This window comes from Lysinibacillus sphaericus (assembly GCF_006864135.1).
Taxonomy (GTDB): domain Bacteria; phylum Bacillota; class Bacilli; order Bacillales_A; family Planococcaceae; genus Lysinibacillus.
In genome coordinates this window covers 34,191-54,182 of record NZ_SADV01000005.1, presented here as the reverse complement: position 1 = coordinate 54,182, position 19,992 = coordinate 34,191, and the positions used below count along the sequence as shown (strand labels likewise).

Annotated in this window: 16 protein-coding genes; 7 read left to right on the top strand and 9 right to left on the bottom strand. The window is 37.7% G+C overall.

Translation table 11 applies throughout. From position 1 onward, the window contains the following. Positions 1-24 precede the first annotated feature (24 nt). Positions 25-474 carry a CcdC protein domain-containing protein gene (locus C7Y47_RS07825; protein ID WP_142508268.1) on the top strand — a complete coding sequence of 150 codons (450 nt, stop codon included), beginning with the start codon at positions 25-27 and terminating at the stop codon, positions 472-474. A 218-nt stretch (positions 475-692) separates the two neighbouring features. After that, positions 693-2,189 (top strand): carboxypeptidase M32, encoded by a 1,497-nt coding sequence (locus C7Y47_RS07820; protein WP_142508267.1) that lies wholly within the window; start codon positions 693-695, stop codon positions 2,187-2,189. A gap of 601 nt (positions 2,190-2,790) precedes the next feature. Here the strand turns inward: C7Y47_RS07820 and C7Y47_RS07815 are convergent. From C7Y47_RS07815 to C7Y47_RS07805, 4 genes are all read right to left on the bottom strand, one after another. Next, on the bottom strand, positions 2,791-4,452 hold the full coding sequence (locus tag C7Y47_RS07815; protein WP_142508266.1) for a b(o/a)3-type cytochrome-c oxidase subunit 1: 1,662 nt from the start codon (positions 4,450-4,452) through the stop codon (positions 2,791-2,793). Beyond that, entirely contained in the window at positions 4,436-4,930 is a 495-nt protein-coding gene (locus C7Y47_RS07810; protein ID WP_142508265.1) for a cytochrome c oxidase subunit II, read from the bottom strand. Before C7Y47_RS07810 ends, C7Y47_RS07815 begins: the two co-directional genes overlap by 17 nt. Before the next feature lie 347 nt (positions 4,931-5,277). After that, the gene (locus C7Y47_RS25555) at positions 5,278-5,400 is read right to left on the bottom strand and encodes a hypothetical protein (protein ID WP_255505077.1); all 123 of its coding nucleotides are present in this window, start codon (positions 5,398-5,400) and stop codon (positions 5,278-5,280) included. Positions 5,401-5,758: 358 nt separating this feature from the next. Beyond that, entirely contained in the window at positions 5,759-6,214 is a 456-nt protein-coding gene (locus C7Y47_RS07805; protein ID WP_142508472.1) for a chemotaxis protein CheX, read from the bottom strand. Positions 6,215-6,794: 580 nt separating this feature from the next. On the opposite strand from C7Y47_RS07805, the gene C7Y47_RS07800 reads away from it, so the two are divergent. Then, positions 6,795-7,409 carry a pyroglutamyl-peptidase I gene (locus C7Y47_RS07800; protein ID WP_142508264.1) on the top strand — a complete coding sequence of 205 codons (615 nt, stop codon included), beginning with the start codon at positions 6,795-6,797 and terminating at the stop codon, positions 7,407-7,409. A gap of 319 nt (positions 7,410-7,728) precedes the next feature. Here C7Y47_RS07800 and C7Y47_RS07795 read toward each other — a convergent pair whose 3' ends face one another. Further along, complete coding sequence (locus tag C7Y47_RS07795) at positions 7,729-8,049, bottom strand: DUF4183 domain-containing protein (RefSeq protein WP_142508263.1); 321 nt, start codon at positions 8,047-8,049, stop codon at positions 7,729-7,731. A 29-nt stretch (positions 8,050-8,078) separates the two neighbouring features. Beyond that, positions 8,079-8,504, bottom strand: coding sequence for a DUF4183 domain-containing protein (locus tag C7Y47_RS07790; RefSeq protein ID WP_142508262.1), 426 nt, complete (start codon positions 8,502-8,504; stop codon positions 8,079-8,081). 853 nt (positions 8,505-9,357) lie between these two features. On the opposite strand from C7Y47_RS07790, the gene C7Y47_RS07785 reads away from it, so the two are divergent. From C7Y47_RS07785 to C7Y47_RS07770, 4 genes are all read left to right on the top strand, one after another. Then, a complete protein-coding gene (locus C7Y47_RS07785) occupies positions 9,358-12,969 on the top strand; it encodes a dynamin family protein (protein ID WP_142508261.1) in 3,612 nt (1,203 codons plus the stop codon). A 10-nt stretch (positions 12,970-12,979) separates the two neighbouring features. Then, positions 12,980-13,789, top strand: coding sequence for a sulfurtransferase (locus C7Y47_RS07780; RefSeq protein WP_142508260.1), 810 nt, complete (start codon positions 12,980-12,982; stop codon positions 13,787-13,789). 562 nt (positions 13,790-14,351) lie between these two features. Next, positions 14,352-15,182 carry an MBL fold metallo-hydrolase gene (locus C7Y47_RS07775; RefSeq protein WP_142508259.1) on the top strand — a complete coding sequence of 277 codons (831 nt, stop codon included), beginning with the start codon at positions 14,352-14,354 and terminating at the stop codon, positions 15,180-15,182. Between the two features lie 422 nt (positions 15,183-15,604). After that, positions 15,605-16,807 carry an NAD(P)-dependent malic enzyme gene (locus tag C7Y47_RS07770; protein ID WP_142508258.1) on the top strand — a complete coding sequence of 401 codons (1,203 nt, stop codon included), beginning with the start codon at positions 15,605-15,607 and terminating at the stop codon, positions 16,805-16,807. A gap of 41 nt (positions 16,808-16,848) precedes the next feature. Here C7Y47_RS07770 and C7Y47_RS07765 read toward each other — a convergent pair whose 3' ends face one another. From C7Y47_RS07765 to gdhA, 3 genes are all read right to left on the bottom strand, one after another. Continuing rightward, entirely contained in the window at positions 16,849-17,496 is a 648-nt protein-coding gene (locus C7Y47_RS07765) for a YIP1 family protein (protein ID WP_142508257.1), read from the bottom strand. A gap of 134 nt (positions 17,497-17,630) precedes the next feature. Continuing rightward, positions 17,631-18,317, bottom strand: a complete 687-nt coding sequence (locus C7Y47_RS07760; RefSeq protein ID WP_142508256.1) for a phosphoribosylaminoimidazolesuccinocarboxamide synthase — start codon at positions 18,315-18,317, stop codon at positions 17,631-17,633. 185 nt (positions 18,318-18,502) lie between these two features. Then, complete coding sequence (gene gdhA / locus C7Y47_RS07755; protein ID WP_142508255.1) at positions 18,503-19,876, bottom strand: NADP-specific glutamate dehydrogenase; 1,374 nt, start codon at positions 19,874-19,876, stop codon at positions 18,503-18,505. Positions 19,877-19,992: the final 116 nt, after the last annotated feature.

Sequence of the window (19,992 nt, the reverse complement as noted above, 5' to 3'; positions counted from 1 at the left end):
TATTAAAGAAAGAGAGGGAAAGAAATGAGTGAAATGAGTAGCTACTTGGTTGTCCTTATAGTCATGATTCTTCTTATGTTAAGGGAGAAAAAAGTTAGACCAACTAGAATGTGGATAATACCGATTTTGTTAATTGGGATAACGTGTACTTCTATTTTAAGTTCAGATAAATTAACACTGATAAGCTATATCTTGTACTTCATTTGTTTAACAATTGGCATAGGTATCGGGATTTGGAGAGGAAAATTAGAAAAAATCCGTGTTAATCATGAAAGAGGAATCGTAACTACACAAAGCTCTGTCGCTGGAGTTATTGTATTTCTAGGAATTCTTCTTTTGCGTCTACTTGCAGCAAAATGGGGAAAAGAGCATGCTGTAATATCATTAACGAATGCTCTTATGTTTATACCGCTTGGTAGTGTATGTGCTCGTCGGTTTATTATTTATATGAAATACAAACAACTTACTGGATGAAAAAAATATGGATTTTAAAACGTTTCTTTTCGCATTTTACAAAAAATTGGTGCAGTGGATCGAACGAGAGCGGTTGTATATGCTATTCGCAATGGAATAGTTTTGTAGAAATAAAATTGTGAACAGTTACTATTCCTATAAAAAATACTATAAAGTCCATAATATACAAAATTTTCGAAAATATGATAAACTAGTAGCGTGAAAAGGAGGATGTTAGCATGACCGTACAACAATTTACTGACTATGTAAAAAAAATGAAGCATTACGGAGAAGCATTAAGTGTGATTTATTGGGATATGCGCACGGGTGCACCTAAGAAGGGATTAGCTCAGCGTTCAGAGGTAGTTGGAACATTATCTGCCTCCTTATTTGACATGCAAACTAGTGAAGAGTTAGGGCAATTACTAACGGATCTAGAGGGGCAAAAGGCAGATCTTGATTATGTTACACTGCGTTTAGTTGAGGAAGTACGTAAAGAGTATGATCAAAATAAAAAAATTCCGGCTGATGAATATAAGAAATTTGTAATTTTACAATCTAAAGCGGAAACAGCATGGGAAGAAGCAAAGGAAGCTAATAATTTTGCTTTGTTCCTACCTTATCTAGAGGAAATTATAAGCTGGCAGAAGAAATTCATTCAATATTGGGGGATTAAAAATGGTTCTCCATACAATACATTACTAGATTTATATGAACCTGATATGACGACTGATGTTTTAGATCAAGTTTTTAGTGACTTACGTGAAACAATTGTTTCTCTTGTGCAAAAAATTGCAGCTTCACCTAAGAAACCAGATACAAGCCTATTATTTAAGCATTTCCCTCGTGAATCTCAGCGTGCATTATCATTAGAAATGTTAGCACAACTTGGCTATGATTTTGATGCAGGTCGCTTAGACGAAAGTGTGCATCCATTTATGATAGGCATAAATCATGGAGATAATCGTATTACAACGAAATATGATGAAAATGATTTCCGCTCAGCAATTTTTGGAACTATCCATGAGTGTGGACATGCCATGTACGAGCAAAATATTGATGTGAAGCTTGATGGTTTACCGTTAGCAACAGGTACATCTATGGGAATACATGAGTCCCAATCTTTATTTTATGAAAATTTTGTTGGTAGGAACGAAAAGTTCTGGGAGCATAACTACGAGCGACTTCAAAAGTATTCACCTGAGCAATTTGGTGATGTAGCATTAGCTGAATTCCTACGAGCAATTAATATGGTGGAGCCATCGTTTATTCGCATTGAAGCAGATGAGTTAACGTATCCACTACATATTATGATTCGCTATGAAATTGAACGTGATTTATTCAACGGCGATCTTCAAGCGAAAGATCTTCCACAAGTATGGAATGATAAATACGAAGAATATTTAGGCATTCGTCCTGAAACAGATGCAAAAGGGGTACTACAAGATATGCACTGGTCAGGGGGCATGTTTGGCTATTTCCCATCCTATGCTTTAGGAATGATTTACGCTGCACAATGGAAGCATGCAATGGATAAAGATCTTCCAAACTTTGATGAGCTGTTAGTAAAGGGAGAGCTCCTACCAATTCGAGAGTGGTTAACAGACAAAGTCCATCAATACGGCGCGTTGAAGAAGCCGTTCGAATTGTTACAAGAGGCAACAGGAGAAGGCTTAAACGCCAAATATTTAGCAAACTATTTACAAGAAAAGTATACGAAGCTGTATCAGCTCTAAAGGACAAAGCGATTTCTCAACTACAGAGAAATCGCTTTTCATAATGTCGAAAAGGAAATGGTCAAGGAAATTACTTTGTATGTTGTGGCGTTTTCGATGAGGGTGGAGCTAAGTTACTCGCTCACCTGGGGGAGGGAGTTGTGCAACTTCCTCCGTTTAAGTATTTTGCTGATTCGCTTTGGCATAAAAACACATCTTGTTACTGCCGCTCCGTTTCGTACATAAAAAATATGCTATGTGAATTGGTTGATTGAAGTGGAGGCTGACGACTCTTGGGGATCTGCGTCACAGATAAGATCCTGGAGCGAGCTTCGCGAGTGAAGCGGCTCATCGGACGCCCCCAGGAAGCTATGCTCTGTGCGAAAGCGAAGCGTCAGCTACAAATGTTTTATCTGTGCGAAAGCGAAGCGACAGCAACAAATGTTTTCTGTAGCGAAAGTGAAGCGACAGCAACAAAGCGCCCAACCGGAACTGAAATCAACCCCTCGTTTTGCATAAAAGCTTTACTTTAATTAATACCTTAATTACATTTTTTCAGCAAAGTGAAAAGCGATTTCTCAGCTAGAGAAATCGCTTTTTTTTATGAAGATGCAAAACATTGTTACCAAAGTTTATAGCCTTTAGAGCCTGGAGGGGAATTAGAAATAATATCGATAATTGGAATAGTATAAGCAAATAAAATTAATGCTACTAAAATAACAAGCCATACTTTAAAGTTCTCTAAGATAGCTGGAGTAGTACCACCGTTTTCATGTACTTCACCAACTGGGAATTCCTCTTCTCCTTTTGGTGCAAACCATGCTAATTTCACCACAATATAAAGGATGATTAAGATAGCGATGAATAGAATCGTACCACCAACAGCTTGAGCGATTTGATAAGGAATCCAATCATAAGCTTGTTGAGCACCGCCATACTCAGAGTAATCAGATCGACGGGGTGCACCGATCAGCCCAGCGATATGCATAGCGGAAGACATAATTGTCATACCAGTAGCCCATAAAATAGCGGCAAAATTACCAAGATTGTTTAAAGATTTAGTCAATGTACGACCTGTTAAATATGGAATTAACCAAAATGCTGCACCGAAATAAGTTAAAACGGCTGTTGTTGCAATTGTTAAATGGAAATGCCCTGTAACCCAAATAGTATTATGGATTACTTGGTTCATTTGGTAAGAAGCATTGATGATACCGCCAGCGCCACCGGGAATAAACGCTAGCATACCGATAAATGGCACGAAGAAACGAGCATCTTTCCATGGTAACTTTTTGAGCCAGCCGAAAAGACCTTTACCACCTAATTCACGACCACGTAGTTCAAACATTGCAAACATCGAAAAGGCAGTCATTAAGGATGGTACGATTACGGCAAACGTTAATACAACTTGTATGAATTTCCATGTGCTAGCAATACCAGGCTCTGTTAATTGGTGATGAATCCCAACTGGTACAGAGAAAATTAAGAATAGCATAAATGATAGTCTTGCTAAAGAATCAGAGAAAATTTTTCCACCAATAACCTTCGGAATAATGACATACCAAACCATGTATGCTGGTAATAACCAGAAATACACAAGCGCATGACCAAAATACCAGAATAATGTACGGGATAGTGCTATGTCGACACGTTCAACAAAGCCTAAGGACCATGGTAGTAACTGGAATAGAACAGAAGCAGCTACACCTAGAGTTGCTACAAACCACATTAAATTATTAACAACAACCATAAATGATAGTAATGGGCTTCGTTGTCCGCTTCCTTTGTTTTCTTTGCGCCACTGTGCATAGCGTAATATTTGACCCGCGCCGCCAACCCAAGAACCAACAACGACTAATGTAAGGCCAAAATAGAATATCCAGTGAGCTTTCAATGGAGCATAGAACGTATATAAAACAGATGCCTCATTAAGTAGAACCATTGTTGCAGCTGCTGCTGTACCGATAGTCATTAACCAGAAGCCGATCCAGCCAAGGCGACGTTGACCGTCTGAAAAAGTCCCTGACGTACGGCTAACACTAGCAATTTGGAAACCAAAAATAAAGAATGTTGTTAAAATAAGACCGAGTAAAACACCATGTACGGTTAAAACTTGATAGTAACCAATGCCTGCTGGTAATGTAAATTGACCAGAACGAACGAAAACTTGTAATAAACCAGCAAGACCCCCTAATAACAATGCGATGAATGCCACATAAATATGTGCCATCGCTAGCTTCGCATCACGACGATCCACTTTTGTCAAATTATTGTTGAGACTCATTTGGCTTCACCACCTTTAGCATAGAGTGCATCATCGTATGTCCTGTACCACAATATTCATTACATACGATTAAAAACTCTCCCTCTTTATTTACTGTAGTTACATATTCAGAAATGTAACCTGGTTCAAGCATCATATTAATATTTGTACCTGCAACTTCAAAACCGTGCATTACATCTGCACTCGTTGCAATAAATTTCACTTTAGCTCCAAGTGGCACTTCAATTTCTGGAGGATTGTAGTTAAATGCTGATGCTAAAACAACTACTTCGTAATCCCAATTTTTACCTTCTACTTTATGTACACCCGGGTTATCGAAGGGTGCAAATTCTCTTACTTTCTCATAATCTAGTGTTTTTTTACCATTGTTTGGATGTGAGCCTTGATGGAATGCACCGATGCCTAGAATGATAAGGAATGCTACTAAAGTAGTAACTCCAAACACAAGCCAATATTTTTCATACTTATGTAAGTGCATATGTCTCTGTCCTTTCTTAGTAGAATCATTATGCCTCGGCATAATTGCCGCTGTCGCTACGCTTTCGCGCAGATAAACAATGCTTCTGAAATCGGCTTTGTGCTTGCACAAAGAACTCTTTTCCGATTCCGTGACATCCGCCAGAGGCTTTAACTTCTTTCAGCGGGCGTTTGAATACTCGCAGAAAAGTAGCTTAAATCCGCATTCATCCACCACTTATAGAGGTGGAGACTTTTGTACCTGTCGCTATGCTTTTGGTACAAAAGACTTGACGTTTTACTTACGTTTCATAAAACATCTGTAGCTGACGCTTCACTTTTGCTACAAAAAACAATTGCTGAAAGAAGTTAAAAACGATTGATGAACAAATCGAAGCAGTACACCCAAAGCAAGATAATGATGATTCCTACTCCAAATACCGCATAGAGTGAACCTTTTAAATTTTCATCTGACTTTTTTTTATTTGCCATTTTTGCTCCTCCTACGCTTTTATTGTGTCTTTCTTATTGCCATGATATATAAATAAATTTCTTTTAGATGTGAAAAAAATCACATATATTGGCGAAATGTGTGAAAAAAATGTGAAAAATTGAGGGTAGAATAAAAAATAGCCACCTCAATAGTCATTGAGATAGCCACTTATTGGTTAGAATTAGAGGAATTGTTATTAAAATATCTTTATTTTCAAGAAATTTTACTAATTGTATTTTGGACTTAAGCCTAATGGGGCATCCTCTGTTAATTATAGAGAATGACAAAGTGTGTTCATAAATGTTTAATGAATTGGCATAGGATATATCATTTGGAATAGTTCGATATTCTAGTACTCTATTCTCCTTCAATTGTTAAAAGAACTGTCAGCGGACCAACACTTGGAATTGTAACAGGGAGTATAAATGCCTTTTCAAAGCCGTATAACTTTGTGTTGCCAACCATCACTGTTGGCGGTGTGATATCAATTTCTAAGCTTTCTTGTCCTACAGTAGTGCATAAATTTCCTGCAATCATATTTCCGAATTCCCCTGTAAAGGATTCCAACATTTCTCCTTCAAGAGGCATACCAAACATTATATTGCCGATACCACTAAAAATTTCAGGAGAGGAATCAATGATTACACGGCCCTTTAAATCTCCTATTAAACCGATTAAAACACCCATTTGCTGTTGTTGAAATGGCTCAGAAATAATACTAGGTGTTTTCACCTCTATATCCATAGGAAGGATCGATTTTAAAGCGTGAATTGTCCCGTTTAAAATAGTTTGAAAGTACTTCGAATTACTCATCATTACCGCATCCTTTTTCCGACTTTTCTACATCTTACCATGTTAAATGGGTAAGATGAAAGTATGTCTTGACGAATTAGTGGGAAATTTATATTATATTAATGAGAATGATTTTCAAAATCAATAAGTGGACGTTAAGTCTTTTCGAATACAAATATTTATATTAAAAGGAGCGGTTAGCGATGACATTCGTATTTATTGGAGCGGCAGTGGTTATCTATATTGGAGTGGGAAAACACGTTATGAAACAGGCGACTGCACATTTGAAATAAGAGGGTATCAATAAAGACAATTTTTATATAGCTAGAGCATGGTCTAAGTAATTTTGAGATCATGCTTTTTTTATTGATCTTTCATATTTTTGTTGTAATAAAAAGAGGGTAGTTGTTTGTTTTTTCTGAAATATATTGTAAATGGGAGGCATTTTTTTGTAGAATTAAAAAAATTAGTATATCAGTGCAATGTGGGTCATTGATGGATTCAGTTGTTATTTCGGTTACAGAATTCGGACCAGTAAATAAAAATAATAAAAAGGATGGGCAATCAAGCGACGTCCTATAGAAATTAAGGTGAAGAAAACATGACAAAAATATTGTTAACAGGGTTTGTACCATTTCTTGAGTATAAAATTAATCCAACAATGCAAATTGTAGAAAACTTACATGGAGAAATGATGGATGGCTATGAAATTATAGGACGCATTTTGTCAGTAGATTTTCAGCAATCTGCTCAGCAGCTGAAACAATATATTGCTGAGATAAAGCCAGAAATCATTATTTCATTAGGTTTAGCTGGAGGACGTTTTAAAATAACACCTGAGCGAATAGCGATTAATATTAAAGATGGCGATGCGGATAATAATGGTTATACACCAGCAGATGAGAGCATTTATGATGGCGGTGAAGACGCGTATATAACGAATTTACCTATTAGAAATATGGTGAATCGATTATGCAAAGAGGGGTATCCAGCGGAAATATCAAATACGGCGGGTACCTATTTATGCAACAATATTATGTATGAAGGGCTAGTTTACGCAAAGCAACATAAAGGGGTCCGCGCTGGATTTATTCATATTCCTGCGTCATTTGATTTGGCGATTCAGCATGGAAAAATCCCGGGATGGAATATTCAAGATTTAATAACGTCCATTAGGCTCTGTATCGAGGAGACAATTCGTGCAACAAATAATTAATTTCCTATTTGTGAGTCGATTTCAATCTAATGCATTGATTCAAATAGGCTTGTACATGTCAAAGTATTCTAACATCAAATGAAGTGATGTCATGTCAGTATAGCAAAAGAAAAATAAAATTTCAGTTGCAAACACTGTGTAACACGGAGTGCACTGGATTATGAAAAAAATATGAGCTTAAATGTCAAATGGAAAATAAAAATAATGGATGCTCTTAAGTTTTTTAAGGCATCCATTATTTTTATTATATGAAGTTTATTTTTTTATAGATTCGTATAACAACATATATTTCTTTCTCTACCCAATTTCCCCAAGATGATTAAAGTGTAGTCACTAATTCAACAGCCTCAACAATAATTGGTGTTCCTGCTGGCAAAGTGCCTGTAACAGTTTGGAATGTTAATTCCGTTGCAGAAACAGAATAGGAACCACCCTCCTGAAGCACCCCGTTTATATATAAATTATAGTACCCGTTTGTTACGATTGGGAAAGTAGTTGCAGCAGAACCGCTATCATTTAAAAAGGTAGTAGCGGCAACCGTTGTACCATCAGAGATCGTTAAAGGTGTAGCTAAAACATTGAAAAATCTAGTCGAAGTACTTGTAACATTGACATGAATATTAATAATAGAAAGTGCCACTTATTTTCACCCCCTTTCAGGTTTGTTTCTTACATTGTAGAAAATCCTAATGATTCTATAATGATTGGAGTTCCTTTATAAATTGTTGAATTATCTGGACTTAAGGTTAACGAGGTTGGGATTATAGTATAAATTCCACCTTCCTGCATTACGGCATTGATAAAAAGATTAACGTAGCCATTCGGATTAAAAATCTTAAATTCAGTTACTGGATTTCCATCATCATCCCAAAATTGGCTAGCAGGTAGAGTCACTCCATTCGTTAAATGAATATCTGATGTAGCAATAAAGAAATATCTATTTACTGTTGGAATGATATTTCCATTAGGTGTAATAACTGGGGGAGGGTCTACCGAAGGAATGGTACTAGCTTTTATTCGAGGCCAAATAAACCGATCTTCACACCCACATTTACACTTTTGCTCGATTTTACCGTGATCCCTATAATTCACCATTTTTTTATCACCTCATTTAATTGTTTGTCCCTCATTTCGCTTTGTGGTTAAAATTTCGACTGCATTTGGAAATTTTAGTATTGCAATCGCCTAATACCTTTTTTTAAAACTTAATTTTCCTTACTTTAAAATATGGAGAAAATTATTATTTACTTAGTTGTGCAACCATTTTGGAATAGAAATTGGTAGTTTTATAAAAAAATAATGGCCTACTATCATAAATTGAAGATACCATTTGTTAGAGACCTTGGAGCGAAGCGGCTCATCGGACGCCCCCAAGAGCTTTGTTCTGTGCGAAAGCGAAGCGTCAGCAACAATGTATTACCTGTGCGAAAGCGAAGCGTCAGCAACAATGTATTACCTGTGCGAAAGCGAAGCGTCAGCAACAAAGCGCCCAGTCGGAACGGAAATCAACCACACGTTTTGATAGTGAACCTGAATAGTGCATTTTTTTTGATTAAACAGGACGATATGGATGAATATGGCGTCTGAAACCTTTATATATATGCTTTTCAAAGTAAATTAGTGTTATACTTTGTTTGTCGAATAAGGTAGAATACTAATTATGACTATCTTCATTCAGAAAAATACCACCTCTGAAGTGGTAAGATGAATGCGGATATAGTTTCTTTCTAAACATTACTGAAATAGAGGAACTCAGTCTAAGAACGCCACGTCCTGTGGCAACGACTGAGTGACCAACATCGTGTTGCTGCCGCTTCGCTTTCGCACAAAAAACATTTGTTGGCCTAAAGCTTCCGGCGGAAAAATCCGACGCATTGTTGATCGGCGCGACAGCGGCAATTACGCCAAGGCGAAATTGATTAATATGAATAAAGGGGTTACTGGTTTTATGAATGATTTTGAACAACAGTTGGAGGCGCTATTAAAGCAAGCTTCGTTACAATACATAATTTATCAGCATAATGGTGATACAGAGCGTATGGATAAGACATCACTTTTTGCGCGTAAAATACAGCAAAAAGAATATGTTATCGGCTTTGCTGGCCATTTCTCTGCTGGTAAGTCTAGCATGATTAACGCGCTATCAGGTGAAGATTTACTTGCGTCAAGTCCTATTCCAACGAGTGCCAATATCGTCAAAGTCCATAAATCAGATGAAGACTTTGCGATTGTCTATATGCACAATGAAAAACCTGTAAAATTTGAAGCGGGTTATGATTTTAAAACAGTGAAAGAGCTTAGTAAAAATGGGGACCTAGTGTCTCAAATTGAAATTGGTCATAGTACATCGACATTACCATTAGGCGTCACAGTTATGGATACGCCAGGTGTCGACTCGACAGATGATGCACACCGTATGTCAACAGAGTCAGCCCTTCATATTGCTGATATCGTATTTTATACAATGGACTACAATCATGTGCAATCAGAATTGAATTTTCAATTTACAAAGCAATTAATGAAGTACAATCCAAACGTTTATTTAATCGTAAACATGATTGATAAGCATAATGAAAATGAATTAAGCTTTGAGGAATTTAAAGCAACTGTTCACAATTCCTTTGCAGCTTGGGGAGTAGTTCCTAAAGGTGTATTTTTCACTTCTTTAAGAGAGCCTGAGCACCCTTATAATGATTTTAAAGCTGTTAAAAAAATTGTTATGGATAGTATGAATGATTGGCAGGATCAACTTGTACAGACAGCATCAAATACACTGCGTTTATTACAAAGTGAACATGACACTTATTTAACAGAAGAAAGAGAAGATCGTTTAGACATCGATGAAGATGTATTAAGTGCCGATGACTGGGCAAACCATAAAGATATTTTAGAGCAGTACAATAAGCTAAATCGTCAAGTTGAATTGTTTTCGATTGAGGCCTGGAATGAAACGTTCGAGGACCAGCGTAAAGAACTTCTTACGAATGCAGCCATTATGCCAGCTGATTTACGCGATAAATTACGTCTATATTTAGAGAGTCAGCAAGATGGTTTCAAAGTAGGAGGCTTATTTACTGCTAAGAAAAAAACAGAGGAAGAGCGTAACCGCCGCAAAGAGGATGCCTATAGTGCCTATCAAAATGTTGTGCATGCGCAAATTACTGGACATTTAAAAGGGCTAATGAAAAAGGTGTTAAAGGATGTTAGTGCATTAAATGAAGAACGTGCTACCGCTATTGATGCCTACGCCTTTGAATTACCTTTCTCCCTTATTGAGCAGCAGGTACAAGTTGGTGCTCTATTAACTGGAGATGCAGTTCTAAACTTCGCAAACCGTGTAGCAGAGGCAACAAAACGCTACTTCATCCAGGAAACTGATAATTGGAAGGATGCACAAGCGACAACTTTAGAAGCAGTGGCTACTGAAACAGCAGCACCATCTAAATTAAAAATGGCTGGGATGCAAGCGAAAGTTGATGCTATTCAGGCAGTGCTTGAAATCGAGGGTTATCAACAATATAGTGCGAGTATTATGCATCAGGCAAGCATTGAAATACGTCAGCTAGCAAATCAACAGCTTTCAAATTGGGATCAAGCCTTTAAGCAAGATTTAGCGGATATTCGATTGTTTGATGAATCGATGTTAAAGCCAAAAGAGGAAGCGTTACAACAGGAAGAGGTACAGCAAGCAGTAAGTGCAACAAGCCTACCTATTGAAGGTGTAGTTAAGCGTGCACTTCATACGGCAAATTCGGTAAAGGATGTACAAGGCTTTGCGGAAGTAGCAACTTACTTAGAAAATAAAGTAGAACGATTACAGAAAAAAGATTTCACAATCGCGCTTTTCGGTGCATTTAGTGCAGGGAAATCTTCATTCTCTAATGCGTTAATGGGTGCTAAAGTTTTACCAGTATCACCAAACCCAACTACAGCGGCTATTAATAAAATTCGTCCTGTGACACCAGAGCATCCGCATGAAACAGCCGATGTACTGTTAAAAACAGCTGACCAAATGCTAGAGGATATTCAAGCTTCATATGCAGCAGTAGGTTTATCAGTTTCTTCTTTAGAAGAGGCATTTACTCGTGCAGATGAAGGACTTGCGGTACAGCTATCGGACGAACGCTTAAATGTGCATAAATCATTTATTCGTGCATATAAAGAAGGATTCCCAACATTTAAGTCTGAGCTTGGAAAAGTATTACGTGTTAACCGTGAAGAGTTCGAAAAATTTGTTGCGCAGGAAAATAAATCATGCTTTGTCGATAATATTGATTTCTATTATGATTGTCCTTTAACACGAATGGGTGTGACACTTGTTGACACACCAGGAGCAGATTCTATTAATGCGCGTCATACAGGAGTTGCATTTGAATATATTCGTAATGCTGATGCAATCTTGTTTATTACTTATTATAATCATGCTTTTGCTAAAGCTGACCGTGAGTTTTTAATTCAGTTAGGGCGTGTGAAGGATGCCTTCGAACTTGATAAGATGTTCTTTATCGTCAATGCGATTGATTTAGCGACAACAGAAGAAGAGCAGGAAGATGTCAAAGGCTATGTACGTTCAGAGCTACAACGCTTTGGCATTCGCTTCCCTCGACTTTACGGTGTGTCAAGCTTATTGGCATTGAAGGAAAAAGTAGAGGGTGCAGATTTAACATCAGGTATGCCACCTTTCGAAGATGCCTTCCACACATTCTTAAATGATGAATTAAGTGCATTGGCTGTTCAGGCACTTGCAGAGGAAGTTGATAAAACGGAGCAACGTTTAGGTGACTTAATTACGCAGACTGAAGAGAACTTAAAGCGTAAGGATGAACGTTTAGAGGAATTAACAACTCTTGAACAGCATATAACATCGAAGTTTAATTCACTTAATACAAGTATGTTAGAAAGTGAAACGAAGCAAGAACTTGATGAATTATTATATTATGTTCTTCAGCGTGTGTATTATCGTTACCCAGAGTTCTTTAAGGAAGGCTACAATCCTTCAACATTTGCAGCAATGCCAGCTCAGCAAGCATTAGAGCATGCTTTAAAAGAAGTAATGCAAAGCTTACGCTTTGACTTTACACAAGAAATGCGTGTAACAAACTTCCGTTTATCACAGTTTATTAGTAAGAAGATGCAATTACGCTTTAAAGATGAAGTACGTGAGCTGAAAGAATTAAACCGTAGCTTCTCGTTCCTAGCGTTTGAATCTTCCGAGCCAGATTTACTTGATTTTGAAGGACCATTTACAGATATCGCGAAATATTCGGGTGTTAAATCACACTTCCGCAATCAAAAGGCATTCTTTGAGAAAAATGAAAAAGTGAAGCTAAGTGAGGCGCTTGAAGTATTAACAAAACCAGATGCGCAAAACTATTTAGATTCACAGAAAGTATCCCTTATGACATGGGCTATTACCAATATTGCTGAGGAAGCAGAGCAATTACGTCTGCATATTTACCATCAGGCACTTGAACAAATTGCAACAGAAAGACTTGCACTTCAGGAAGAAAGTCGTTTAGCTTCTTGGAAAGCTATTTACGAACAATTACAATACGCATGAGGTGATTCGTTTGGGAAAAGTATTCAAATCAGTTGAGGAAATTCAGTTAGATGGAGTCCGTTTCGTAGATGCTCGCTTTGATTTACAAAACAAAGAGGCAGGGAATAAACTATTTGAAGAGGGACACGCACCAGGAGCGATTTATATCGATCTAGAGCAGGATCTATCAGATATGGGGTCTAGCAATGGCCGCCATCCTATGCCAAATAAAGAAAAGCTATCGGCATTATTTCAAGGATTAGGATTAAATTATGAAGATCAAATTGTCGTTTACGATCAAGGCGCTGCCCCATTTGCACCACGTGCCTGGTGGATGCTGACATATGCGGGCTTTTCAAATGTAGTGATTGTGAATGGTGGTGCACCTGCACTCGAGGAAAAAATATCTTTTACAAAGGACATTATAAAATACCCACCATCTACGATTGAATTTGTTTGGCGAGATGAACTGTATGCTCCGCGTGAAGCAGTTAAAGCCATTGTCGATGGAGAAGTCGAAGCGACGTTGCTTGATGCACGTGCCGCAGCTCGCTACCGTGGTGACATAGAGCCTCTTGATATGGTAGCTGGGCATATACCAACGGCGAAAAACTTTGACTGGGAACAATTAAAGTCAGATGGTTGTCTACAAGCGAATGATGAGTTACGCAGCAAGGTTTCTCAAGACGAGCACGTTGTTGTGTATTGTGGCAGCGGTGTTACAGCATCTCCATTGTATGCAGTACTAGCAGATGAAGGTTATGAAAATATTCAACTATATGTAGGTAGCTTTAGTGACTGGATTACACAATATGATGTAGAAAAAGGAACTAATGAATAAATGATTGAGGAAGAAACGCTCACTTTTGTGGGCGTTTTTTGTTTTTATTGGAGTGGAAAGGGGAGTAAGGGCGGAGCGACGGAAAGAAGAGCAGAGGCGACGGAAAGAAAAGAAAGGCAAGAGCGATGGAAATAAAAGCTGCAGCGACGGATAGAAATCAGAGCGACGGAAAGAAGAGCCAAGGTGACGGAAAGAAGAGTCGAAGTGACGGATAGAAATTAGAGTGACGGAAAGAAGAGCCGAAGCAACGGAAAGAAAAGCTGAAGCGACGGAAAGAAGAGCTGAAGCGACGGAAAGAAAGGTAGGAGCGGCGGAAAGAAGAGCCGAGGTGACGGATAGAAATCCAAAGTCGTGGATAGCCCTGCTCAAATCGTGGATAGAATCGTCAGAGCGACGGATAGAAATCCAAAAACGTGGATAGTCCTGCTCAAAACGTGGATAAAAATGTCAAAATGATGGATAGCCCCGTCAGAGCGAGTAATAACAATACGAGTTGTGATGTATTCATAAAATGACTGGTTATTCATTTTATGCTACACTCTTTTTACAAAGGGGGAAAAGGATGATTAAACGAGAGAAAAGTATAGAGATTCAACAAAATCGTGATGTGCGATGTGCTCACGGTAAAGTGGCAGTTCAGGGGATAGGAATGAGTGTTTATAGTTTTTTTGTGGATGGTTTACTAATTGATACAGGCTCATATTCACTTTCACAGGAGTTCCAATCCTTTTTTAACGAAATACTGATTGAACAATTAGCGCTCACTCATTCTCATGAGGATCACTCAGGAAATGCAGCATGGATTCAGCAACATAAGGGTATTCCTATCTATGTTCACCGTGATTCGGTAAGTCTTTGTACAAAGGATGGTGAATATCCTTTTTATCGACAGGCATTATGGGGGGAGCGACCTGCGTTTATTGCTCAACCTTTAGGCAATACATTACAAACGAAATCAGCTACATGGGATGTTATCGAAACACCGGGGCATACGACAGATCATGTATCATTTTACAATCGGGAAACAGGTGCAATGTTTACAGGTGATTTGTATATTCAGACGAAAACTAAGGTTGTCCTTGATGAAGAAAATATCGTACATACCTTGGCGTCATTGCAGAAAATATTAAACTATGATTTCGAAGAAGTTTATTGCTGTCATGCGGGCTTTTTAGCGGATGGTCGAGCGAAAATACAAGAAAAAATTGCTTATTTAGAAGAAATGGAGAGCAATATAAGGCAATTATTTGATAAAGGTTATTCAGTAGAAGAAATAACAAAATCAATCTTTTCTCGTGATTATCCGATTACCAAAGTATCGGAAGAACAGTGGTCTTCCAAGCATATTATCACTGCTTTTATAAATAAGTTTGCGCAAGAGTCCTTAAAATAAGGGCTCTTTTTTGTGCTTTGAAGTCGAGGGATTCAGAAAGTAAAAAAGAATACTTGAGGATGCATAATAAAAAACTTTGTGAAAAAATGTGAAGAAAATGTGACGGAACCAGATGGAATAATGGATACGCTTACATTAGTTTGTGAAAAATTTCTCATTTACACAAGAAAAATACTATGTGAAAAGTTGAACAGGTTTAGTGGCGGTATTTGTACATTTTGTATAAAGCCAATGGATGTAAGTGTTATATTAAAATAATTGATTGTGAACTTAATAACAAAGCATTAAATGATCAAAGTTAATAATAAATAGCGATATTTCGAAGGAAAATTAAAATTGACAGAAAATTCGTTGACTTTATTTTCACAAAGTATTATGATTCTGAAATATATAATAATTCGAAAAGAAAAGGATGGGATTGAATGGATATTATGAAGAAGGCTTTAGAAATGCACGAGTATTATAGTGGGAAATTAGAGATAATTTCGAAAGTACCTGTGCAAGATTCATATGATTTAAGTCTCGCGTATTCGCCTGGGGTAGCTGCGCCTTGTATAGAGATTGAAAGAAATCCATCGCTTGTTTACGACTATACAATGAAAGGTAATATGGTAGCGGTTGTTTCAGATGGTACGGCGGTATTAGGGTTAGGGGATATTGGCCCGAAGGCAGCATTACCAGTAATGGAGGGGAAGGCTATTTTATTAAAGCGTTTTGCCAATGTTGATGCTTTTCCTATTTGTTTAGATACGAAAAATACGGATGAAATCGTCAGCATTGTGAAGGCGCTTGCTCCCACTTTTGGTGCTGTAAATTTAGAAGATATTTCAGCGCCAAGATGCTTTGAAATTGAAGATCGTCTGCGCCAAGAATGTGATATTCCTGTGTTCCATGATGATCAGCATGGAACGGCGATTGTAGTAGGTGCAGGGATGGTTAATGCCAATCGTATTGTGAAGAAAGATGTGGCAACGATGAAGGTCGTAATTAATGGTGCAGGAGCAGCCGGTATTGCTATTTTGCGTATTCTTGTGCAAATGGGCTATAAAAATATTTATATGTGCGATACAAAAGGTCTCATTTATGAAGGTCGCGCTGAAGGTATGAATCCAATTAAAGAAACAGTGGCCCATTTAACAAATCCTGAAAAAATACATGGAACATTGGAAGATGCCATTAAAGGTGCTGACGTCTTTATCGGCGTATCGGTTGCTAATTTATTAACTGAAGCACATATTGCTTCAATGAATGATGATCCAGTCGTGTTTGCACTAGCAAATCCAAATCCTGAAATTACGTATGAAAACGCTAAAGCATGGGGTGTGCGTATTATGGGGACAGGACGCTCCGATTATCCAAATCAAATTAACAATGTGCTTGCTTTCCCTGGTATTTTTCGTGGGGCATTGGATGTTCGAGCAACAGATATTAATGAGGCTATGAAAATAGCTGCAGTGGAAGCGATAGCCGCTCTTGTAAGTGATGAGGAATTAACGGAGGAATATATTGTACCTAAATCATTAGATGAGCGGGTTGTTGAAATTGTTTCCCAAGCTGTAAGTGGAGCAGCTGTTGAGTCTGGTGTGTCGGAGCTATTCCAACAAAATACAGTGCTTTCTGTTTAACGTGAAAAAATCTCCCCTCTCATAGAGAGAAGGGAGATTTTTTACGTTCCGGCTAAAATGCCGATAACTGCAAAGAGAATAATCATCAGAATAATGAGGACAATGAGAAGAATGCCTGGAATATAGAGAGTAAAGAAGGCCCTCCAATTGGTTATTTGGTGTGCTTCTGCAATAATTCCTACTGTAATAATGAGGTTCCAAATTGCTACCACAATCGATAATAAAATTGCAATCCAAAAAACCCAAGGGTAAGGCCCGGCGAAGTTAGGATCCATTAAAGACTCAGGTGATGTAAATAACCAAATTAAATAAAAAGGGATAAGTACTATAGATGGAATAGCAGTTAAACTTAACCCTTTGAATAAGTGTGAGTACGTACCTGTTCCTTTAAAAAGTTTACCGAACAGCCAAGCGATTAGTGCAACAAAAGCTGTACCGATTATTCCTGAAATCGGTGATGCAATAACACAAATTAATAAGATAAGCCACGGAGAAAAGTCTATCACGGATATCTTATCAATAAGGTCTGAAAGTGTAACACCAATATAACCAATTGACAAAAGAAGAAGAGCAAAACCTATTGATTTTTCTTCTATCATATAACGGGTTGTTTGCTTTGGGTGCAACCAAATAGACAAAAATGGATTAACCTTTACCCTTTCTTGTGATGTTTCATTAAAGTCATCCATTAAATTACCTCCAAAATAATAGTATAAATGCATGATGCGTATAATTAGTATACGAGTGATTCGATGAAAAGTTTCGAAAAAACATTTTAGCAACAAAAAGAGCCGCAAGAAAGCGACTCTAATAGAATAGTTTTTTATTCAGCTAACATAATTTTTTCAAGCTCTAATGGTTCTATGTATTGTTCGCCTTTGTAAGCACGCATATTACCACCTGAAATTTCATCTATTAATAAAATTTCATTTGTTTTAGCGTCGCGGCCAAACTCTAGTTTGATATCAAAAAGTGTTAACCCTTTTTTGTCAAGCTCTGCAGCAACAAATTTAGCAATTTCAATTGTACGTTGCTTTAAAATTGCGTATTCTTCACGTGTTAACAGGTTTAACATGGCTAAAGCATCTTCAGAAATGGGAGGATCTAGTCGATCATCATCTTTGATGGTAACTTCTACGAAAGAATCTAAGTCTTGTCCTTCTTTTACGTAAGCACCAAAGCGACGTAGGAAAGAGCCTACTGCCTTGAAGCGGCAGATGACCTCTAAACCCTTACCAAAAACAGTTGCAGGCTTTACTGTCATTGTTGCATCGTTGAAGTTTGCATCAACGTAGTGAGTAGGAACACCTTGTTCGTTTAGTTTTGAGTAGAAATAAGAAGTTAAGCGAAGTCCAGCTAAACCAGCACCGTCGATTGTTAACCCTACAGTATTAGCACCCGGATCGAATACGCCGTTTTCTCCAGTTACATCATCTTTAAATTGTAATAAGTAATGACCATCTTCTAATTGAAACACATTTTTCGTTTTACCTGTATACAATAATTCCACAAACAACCCTCCAATATTTCGTACTACTTCATTATTATAACACGAATGTTTTGAATATTTAATAGTAAAAATGTTCGTTTTAAACGATTTTTTTATGTTTTCAACTTCGTTTCTAATGATGAATCAAGGTAATAACGAATGTTCGTTATCACCTTAAGTGTATTGAAAGGATTCTGAAATTAATATTAATAAACGCCTTCAGCTAGCATACCATCAGCAACTTTTATAAAGCCAGCGATGTTCGCGCCAACTACAAGATTGCCGGGGTAGCCATATTTTTCAGCAGCTGCTTTGCTGTCCGCGTAAATGTTTTTCATAATTTCATGTAATTTAGCATCTACTTTTTCAAATGACCAGAAAACGCGACTTGAATCTTGCGCCATTTCAAGAGCAGATACAGCAACCCCTCCGGCATTAGCAGCTTTAGCAGGACCGAATAATACGCCAGCATTTAAGAATTCGTTAATTGCTTCAAGATCTGATGGCATGTTTGCGCCTTCACCAATAGCTTTCACTCCGTTAGAGATTAAAGTACGAGCCGAATCGCCATTAATTTCATTTTGTGTAGCACATGGAAGCGCGATGTCACAAGGGATCGTCCAAATACCAGTGCAACCTTCTGTAAATGTAGCATTTGGACGATAGTTTAGGTAAGTGGAGATACGATCGCCTTTTACTTCTTTAATTGCTTTAATTGCATCAAGATCTAAACCTTCTGGGTCGTAAACATAGCCTGAAGAGTCAGAGCAAGCAATAACTTTTGCGCCATAAGCTTGTGCTTTTTCAATAGCATATGTTGAAACGTTTCCAGAACCAGAAACTACAACTGTTTTACCTTCGAATGAATCATTGACATCTTTTAGCATTTCGTTTACAAAATATACAGTACCATAGCCAGTTGCCTCTTTACGGGCTAAAGAACCACCGTAGCCAGGAGTTTTACCAGTTAATACACCAGATTCGCTTGCTTTTGTTAAACGTTTATATTGGCCCCATAAATAACCTACTTCACGAGCGCCAACACCGATATCACCTGCTGGAACATCGACATCTGGACCAATATGGCGGTATAATTCAGTCATGAATGCTTGACAGAAACGCATAATTTCCGAATCTGATTTACCTTTAGGATCGAAGTTTGAACCACCTTTACCACCACCGATTGGTTGGCCTGTTAAAGCATTTTTAAAGATTTGTTCAAAGCCTAAGAATTTGATAATGGATTCATTTACGGAAGGGTGGAAGCGAAGACCGCCTTTGTATGGCCCCATTACGTTGCTGTATTGCACACGGTAACCACGGTTTACTTGAACTTCATTGTTATCATCTTGCCAAGCTACACGGAAAGAAATGATACGATCTGGCTCAACGATACGAGATAAGATATTGGCTTTAATATATTCAGGGTGTTGTGCAAATACAGGCACTAATGAAATGAAAATTTCTTCAGCTGCTTGTAAGAACTCTGCTTGATAACTATTTTGTTGTTTTAGTTGCTCGAATACGCCATCAACGTATTCTTTTGCTAATTGTTCGTTGCTTACAGTTGTAGTTGTCATAGTAAAAAACCTCCAGTTATTTGATATTTTTATCGTATATCTATTTTTCGCACTATTCAATAAAATACTTTTTCAAACAGTCTAAAGTTTGTGAAGAATTGAACAAATGGGGGAAA